A 6572-nucleotide genomic window follows, 5' to 3' on the forward strand; every position below is an offset into this window, starting at 1 on the left:
GTTGGCTGCCAAGAAAAAACCCGCTCCCAAACGCGGCGCCAGCCGTCAGACAGCCCCAGCCAAGCAGCCGATCCCAGGCTGGGTATGGCTGGCGGTCGGCCTGACGGTCGGTGCGTTCATCGTCTTCCTGATGAAACTCGAACCCGGTGGCGGTGACATCAAGCGCACCAAGCCTGACCAGCAAAAGCCAGAGAAAGTGGCCGAGGCCAGCAAGTCGACCACGCCTGCAACACCGCAGCCGGTGAAGCCGAAGTACGACTTCTACACGTTGCTGCCGGAGTCCGAGGTGATCGTGCCGCCTGAGGCTGTACCAGAGAAAACGCCGCCAGTTCCTGCGCAACCAGTGACCCCGGTCACGCCGGCGGAAGCCGCGAAAATAGACACCGCACGCGCCCAGGCCGCACTGCTGGGGCAGACGCCGCCGCCAGCGCCACCGGTGATCAAGCCGGCGGCGACCACGCTGTACTTCCTGCAGGCCGGCTCGTTCCGCAAGCAGGCCGACGCCGACAAGGTTCGCGCGCAGATCATCCTGCTCGGTCAGGTGGTCAAGGTCGAGTCGGGGACCGTCAAGGAAGAGACCTGGTACCGCGTATTGGTGGGGCCGTTCAGCAACCGCGAACAGCTGACCGTGGCGCAGAAACAGCTGGCGGGTGCCGGGTTCAGCAACCTGCTGCTGCAACAGCGACAGACCCGCCAGTAACGAAAAAGGCCTTGCCGCCCAACGCGACAAGGCCTTTTTTGTGGGCATTTGCAGCCCTATCGGTTGCGGCCGTTGGCTTCGGAAATCTGGCTGTTCAAGGTCCAGAAATCGTACAGCACACCGACCAGGAACAAGCCGCCGGTGAAGAAGTAGATGATCGCCGAGATCCACTTGCCCTGGTACAGGCGGTGCACACCGAAAATCCCCAGGAAGGTCAGCAGGATCCAGGCGATGTTGTAGTCGATACGACCAGACTGGAAACGCATGTCCGCCTCGCGATCCATCGCCGGGATCAGGAACAGGTCGATCAGCCAGCCGATACCGAGCAGCCCCAAAGTGAAGAACCAGATCGTCCCGGTGATCGGCTTACCGTAGTAGAAACGGTGCGAGCCGGTGAAGCCGAAGATCCAAAGCAGGTACCCGATCACCTTGCTATGGGTGTCGTGAGACGGCGCCCCCTGTTGATAACTGTTCATTCATAGCCCTCGTGGGTTATCCAAAAATTTTCTTAATAAAAATGTGACTTTTCTGCATCAGCCCGACGTACGGCAGCATGACAATCGACCAACGGCCCTGAAAGAGAGCAAAAAGCTGTTATAAAGTTGCGCGCCAAACACATAAACATTCATAAGAGCTTCATCTATGCCGCCTTTATTCAAGACATGGCTGACCCTCTGCCTATTATTGCCCCTGGCCGCCCACGCCACCAATCGTGAGCAACGTCTTCCCAATGGTTTCACCGGCTACACCAGCAATGCCTCGGTGAAACACGCGCCTCTCAAGCAGGTCACGCTGCACGCACGCTCGAACAACTCGGGCAAGGGTCACAACCTGCCTGCCGTTGCGGCGATGTCGCCGAAGCAGAGCAGTGATGTGCTCAGCCGTGCGGTCAACGTGCTCGGTACCCCTTATGTTTGGGGCGGCAGCAACCCGAAAAAAGGGTTCGACTGCAGCGGGCTGGTCAAGTACGCATTCAACGACGTGGCAGACGTCGATTTGCCGCGTACGTCCAACGCCATGGCTCAGGGCCACGGCGTGAAGGTAGCCAAGACCGACCTCAAGCCAGGCGATCTGATTTTCTTCAACATCAAGAGCCGTCGAGTCAATCACGTTGCCATCTACCTGGGTAACGACCGTTTCATCCATGCGCCGCGCACCGGCAAGCGGGTGAGCATCGACAACCTGAGCAAGCCGTACTGGCAACAGCATTATGTAGTGGCCAAGCGGGTACTGCCGAAAGAGCAGCAACAGCTGAGCCTGGCCAAGCGCTGAGCTGTCGGCGCCTTCCTGTACCGCCCTCTTCGCGGGTAAACCCGCTCCCACAGGGTCAGCACAGCCTTCAAGGGCTGTACAGCACTCGTAGGAGCGGGTTTACCCGCGAAAGGGCCGGCACAGGCGCTAGAGATCGCTGATCAATCCTTTCTCCCTCAGCCCCCGCATCGCCCCCTCCATTGTCCGCATCCCCTCCGCCGCTCCCGCCTGCATCACCGAACACAGCTGCGCCATGCGCCCCTCGCGTACCAGGTTGCGCACCGCCGGCGTCGCCACCAGCACCTCACGCGCCGCCACCCGGCCGCCGCCCACACGCTTGACCAATACCTGCGCCACCACCAGGCGCAACGATTCCGCCAGCATCGCGCGTACCAGCGGCTTCTCCTCTGCCGCAAACACCTCGACCAGCCGATCAATGCTGCCGGCCGCCGATCGCGTATGCACCGTGGCCAGCACCAGATGCCCCGTCTCCGCCGCGCGCAGCGCCAGGCGGATGGTCTCCAGGTCACGCAGTTCGCCGATCATGATCACATCCGGGTCCTGACGCAGGGCACTGCGAAGCCCTTGGGCGAAGTCGCGACAATGCCGGCCGATCTCACGCTGGTTGACCAGGCTGCATTGGCTGCTGTGGATAACTTCAACAGGGTCTTCGAGGGTGATGACATGCAATGCCCGCTCACGATTGAGCCGGTCGATCAGTGCCGCCAAGGTGCTCGACTTGCCGCTGCCGGTCGGGCCGCCCACCAGCACCAGCCCATCCGTGTGCCGCGCAACGGTTTGAAACACTTCTTCAAGGTCAAGTTCGTCGACACTGGCAATGCGCTGCGGAATCAGGCGAAACGCCGCCGCCAGGCCATTGAGCTGCCGATACAGATTGAGACGAAAACGCCCCAGCGATGCCAGCTCAAGCGCCAGATCCAGTTCGTCGCCTTGTCGCCATTGCCGGCTATGGCCTTCGTCGAGCAGCGGCGTCAGTGCGTCGCTCAACGCTGCGGTCGTCACGGCCGGCAATGCCAGGCGCCGCAACTCCCCATCCACACGCAGCATCGGTACTTCGCCAGCAGCCAGATGCAGGTCGCTTGCCCCTGCATCCACGGCCCTAGCCAACAGGTCGGTCACGTCCATGAGACTCCCCAATCGCCATCAAGCAGGTAGAATGCCGAAGATCTCCAGAGCCGACGGCATTGATCCATGTCCACCATAGCAGACAACCTTTCCGCCATCGCCGCCCGTATCCACACCGCAGCCCAAGCTGCCGGACGCGACCCGGCCAGCGTTCAGCTGTTGGCGGTGAGCAAGACCAAACCGGCCGCCGCCATTCGCGAAATCCACGCAGCCGGCGTGCGTGATGTTGGTGAGAACTACCTGCAAGAAGCACTGGCCAAGCAGGAAGAACTGCATGACCTGCCCTTGATCTGGCACTTCATTGGCCCCATTCAGTCGAACAAGACCAAAGCCATTGCCGAACATTTCGACTGGGTACACTCCGTGGACCGCCTGAAGATCGCCCAACGCCTGTCCGAACAGCGCCTTGCCGGCCTGCCGCCGCTGAACATCTGCCTGCAGGTGAACGTCAGCGGCGAAGACAGCAAGTCCGGTTGCGCCCCCGCTGAGCTCCCAGCGCTGGCCAAGGCCGTGGCGGCACTGCCCAACCTGCGCCTGCGCGGGCTGATGGCAATCCCCGAGCCGACCGAAGACCGCACCGCCCAAGAGGCCGCCTTCGCCAGCCTGCGCCAGCTTCAGGAAAGCCTGGACCTTGGTCTGGACACCCTGTCGATGGGCATGAGCCACGACCTGGAGGCGGCCATCGCCCAGGGAGCGACCTGGGTACGTATCGGTACCGCCCTGTTCGGCGCCCGCAGTTACGGCCCCCTCTGATTCCATGCTTTACTCACTCTTTCCTTCAAGGACCTGACATGAGCAAGACACGTATTGCCTTTATCGGCGCCGGCAACATGGCCGCCAGCCTGATCGGCGGCCTGCGTGCCCAGGGCCTGGACGCGGCGCAGATCCGTGCCAGCGACCCCGGCGCCGAGACCCGCACCCGCGTTCAGGCCGAGCACGGCATCGAAGCTTTCGAAGACAACGCCCAGGCCATTGCGGGTGCCGACGTGGTCGTGCTGGCGGTGAAGCCGCAGGTCATGAAGGCCGTGTGCGAGGGGCTGAAGCCGAACCTGGCTGCTGGCCAGCTGATCGTCTCGATCGCCGCCGGCATCACTTGCGCCAGCTTGCAGACCTGGCTCGGCGCCCGCCCGGTGGTGCGCTGCATGCCCAACACGCCAGCGTTGCTGCGCCAAGGCGTCAGCGGCCTGTACGCCACCGCTGAAGTGTCGGCCGAGCAACGCCAGCAAGCCGAACAACTGCTGTCGGCAGTCGGCACCGCACTGTGGCTGGATCAGGAACAGCAACTCGATGCCGTCACCGCGGTTTCCGGCAGCGGCCCGGCCTACTTCTTCCTGCTGATCGAAGCGATGACGGCGGCTGGCGAAAAACTTGGCCTGCCACGCGAAACCGCCTCGCAGCTGACCCTGCAAACCGCCTTGGGCGCCGCGCACATGGCCGTGGCCAGCGATGTGGATGCCGCAGAACTGCGCCGCCGCGTCACCTCGCCAGCCGGCACCACCGAAGCGGCGATCAAGTCGTTCCAGGGCAACGGTTTCGAGGCCATCGTCGAGCAAGCGCTGGAAGCAGCGTCGAAACGTTCCGCCGAGCTGGCCGAACAACTGGGCAAATAAGGAGCTGTTGATGAATGCACTGTCCGGCGCCGCGATCTTCGTGGTGCAAACTCTGGTCAGCCTGTACCTGGTGATCGTCCTGCTGCGTTTCGTGTTACAGCTGGTCAAGGCCAACTTCTACAATCCGCTGAGCCAGTTCGCCGTGCGCGCAACCCAGCCGCTGCTCAAGCCGATCCGCCGGGTGATCCCCAGCATCGGTGGCCTGGACACCTCATCGCTGCTGCTGGCGATCGTCATCCAGGCGCTGCTGATGGGCTTCGTGCTGATGGTCACTTACGGCACCTTTGGCGACGTTCTGCACCTGCTGATGTGGGCCATCATCGGTATCACTTCGCTGTTCCTGAAGATTTTCTGGGTAGCGATGATCGTCATGGTGATCGTTTCCTGGGTCGCACCGAACAGCCACAACCCGGCTGCCGAGCTGGCCTGGCAGATCAGCGAACCGGTGCTGGCGCCGTTCCGTCGCATTGTGCCCAACCTGGGCGGCATGGACATCTCGCCTATCTTCGCCTTCCTGGCGATCCAGGTGATTCAATCGTTCGTCATGCCGCCGCTGGCCGCCTACGCCGGCATGCCACAGGAACTGTGGCGGATGATCTGACCTCACTCACACCCGGTGGCAAGCCTTTGCTTGCCGCTGGGGGGAGTGCTCTTTAGACTTACGCCTCCGTCAAGCGTGAGCAGGGTCGATGTCCACTGTCCTTCCCGAAGATTCCGTCGGTCTGGTTACACCGCAAATTGCCCGGTTCGATGAACCGCTGGCCCTGGCCTGTGGCCGTTCGCTGAACAGCTACGAGCTGGTTTATGAGACCTATGGCACCCTGAACGCCGGCGCGAGCAATGCCGTACTGATCTGCCATGCCCTGTCTGGCCATCACCATGCCGCTGGCTACCATGCCGCCACCGACCGCAAGCCGGGCTGGTGGGACAGCTGCATTGGCCCCGGCAAGCCGATCGACACCAACCGCTTCTTCGTGGTGAGCCTGAACAACCTTGGCGGCTGCAACGGCAGCACTGGCCCGAGCAGCATCAACCCAGTCACCGGCAAGCCGTATGGCGCCGAGTTCCCGGTGCTGACTGTGGAAGACTGGGTACACAGCCAGGCACGCCTGGCTGACCGCCTGGGCATTGCGCAGTGGGCCGCCATCGTCGGTGGCAGCCTGGGCGGCATGCAGGCCCTGCAGTGGACCATGACCTACCCCGATCGCGTGCGCCACTGTGTGGACATCGCCTCGGCGCCCAAGCTGTCGGCGCAGAACATTGCCTTCAACGAAGTGGCACGCCAGGCCATCCTCACAGACCCTGAGTTCCACGGTGGTTCGTTCCAGGACCAGGGCGTGATCCCCAAGCGCGGCCTGATGCTGGCGCGCATGGTCGGCCATATCACTTACCTGTCCGACGACTCGATGGGTGAGAAATTCGGCCGCGAGCTGAAGAGCGACAAGCTCAACTACGACTTCCACAGCGTCGAATTCCAGGTCGAGAGCTACCTGCGCTATCAGGGCGAGGAGTTTTCCGGCCGTTTCGACGCCAATACCTACCTGCTGATGACCAAGGCCCTGGATTATTTCGACCCGGCTGCGGCCAATGGCGGCGACCTGGCCGCCACCCTGGCCCACGTCAAAGCGGATTACTGCATCATGTCGTTCACTACCGACTGGCGCTTCTCGCCGGCCCGCTCGCGGGAGATCGTCGACGCCTTGATGGCAGCGCGCAAGAACGTCTGTTATCTGGAAATCGACTCACCTTACGGGCACGATGCCTTCCTGATCCCCACGCCTCGCTACATGCAGGGTTTCGCGAACTACATGAACCGCATCGCCATCTGAGGACAGCATGAGAGCCGATCTGGAAATCATCCACGA

8 protein-coding genes are annotated in these 6572 nt (G+C 62.4%); 6 read left to right on the plus strand and 2 right to left on the minus strand.

All coding sequences use genetic code 11. The features are described from left to right. Window position 1: 1 nt before the first annotated feature. Window positions 2–700 carry an SPOR domain-containing protein gene (locus APH28_RS13055; protein WP_060509927.1) on the plus strand — a complete coding sequence of 233 codons (699 nt, stop codon included), beginning with the start codon at window positions 2–4 and terminating at the stop codon, window positions 698–700. 56 nt (window positions 701–756) lie between these two features. Here the strand turns inward: APH28_RS13055 and APH28_RS13060 are convergent, their stop codons facing one another. Then, window positions 757–1176 (minus strand): TM2 domain-containing protein, encoded by a 420-nt coding sequence (locus APH28_RS13060; protein ID WP_060509929.1) that lies wholly within the window; start codon window positions 1174–1176, stop codon window positions 757–759. Between the two features lie 166 nt (window positions 1177–1342). Here APH28_RS13060 and APH28_RS13065 point away from each other — a divergent pair, with 166 nt between their 5' ends. Then, window positions 1343–1972: a C40 family peptidase gene (locus APH28_RS13065; RefSeq protein WP_060509931.1), complete on the plus strand. Its 630-nt coding sequence runs from the start codon at window positions 1343–1345 to the stop codon at window positions 1970–1972. 126 nt (window positions 1973–2098) lie between these two features. Here APH28_RS13065 and APH28_RS13070 read toward each other — a convergent pair whose 3' ends face one another. Continuing rightward, window positions 2099–3097: a type IV pilus twitching motility protein PilT gene (locus APH28_RS13070; RefSeq protein ID WP_060509933.1), complete on the minus strand. Its 999-nt coding sequence runs from the start codon at window positions 3095–3097 to the stop codon at window positions 2099–2101. A 66-nt stretch (window positions 3098–3163) separates the two neighbouring features. Between APH28_RS13070 and APH28_RS13075 the strand changes: the two genes are divergently transcribed. From APH28_RS13075 to APH28_RS13090, 4 genes are all read left to right on the plus strand, one after another. Further along, the gene (locus APH28_RS13075; RefSeq protein WP_060509935.1) at window positions 3164–3850 is read left to right on the plus strand and encodes a YggS family pyridoxal phosphate-dependent enzyme; all 687 of its coding nucleotides are present in this window, start codon (window positions 3164–3166) and stop codon (window positions 3848–3850) included. Between the two features lie 38 nt (window positions 3851–3888). Continuing rightward, window positions 3889–4707 carry a pyrroline-5-carboxylate reductase gene (gene proC / locus APH28_RS13080; RefSeq protein WP_060509937.1) on the plus strand — a complete coding sequence of 273 codons (819 nt, stop codon included), beginning with the start codon at window positions 3889–3891 and terminating at the stop codon, window positions 4705–4707. 10 nt (window positions 4708–4717) lie between these two features. Beyond that, window positions 4718–5308, plus strand: coding sequence for a YggT family protein (locus tag APH28_RS13085; protein WP_027920981.1), 591 nt, complete (start codon window positions 4718–4720; stop codon window positions 5306–5308). An 88-nt stretch (window positions 5309–5396) separates the two neighbouring features. Next, window positions 5397–6536 carry a homoserine O-acetyltransferase gene (locus tag APH28_RS13090; protein WP_060509940.1) on the plus strand — a complete coding sequence of 380 codons (1140 nt, stop codon included), beginning with the start codon at window positions 5397–5399 and terminating at the stop codon, window positions 6534–6536. The last annotated feature ends 36 nt before the right edge of the window (window positions 6537–6572 follow it).

The organism is Pseudomonas sp. NBRC 111124 (genome assembly GCF_001320245.1).
Lineage (GTDB): Bacteria > Pseudomonadota > Gammaproteobacteria > Pseudomonadales > Pseudomonadaceae > Aquipseudomonas.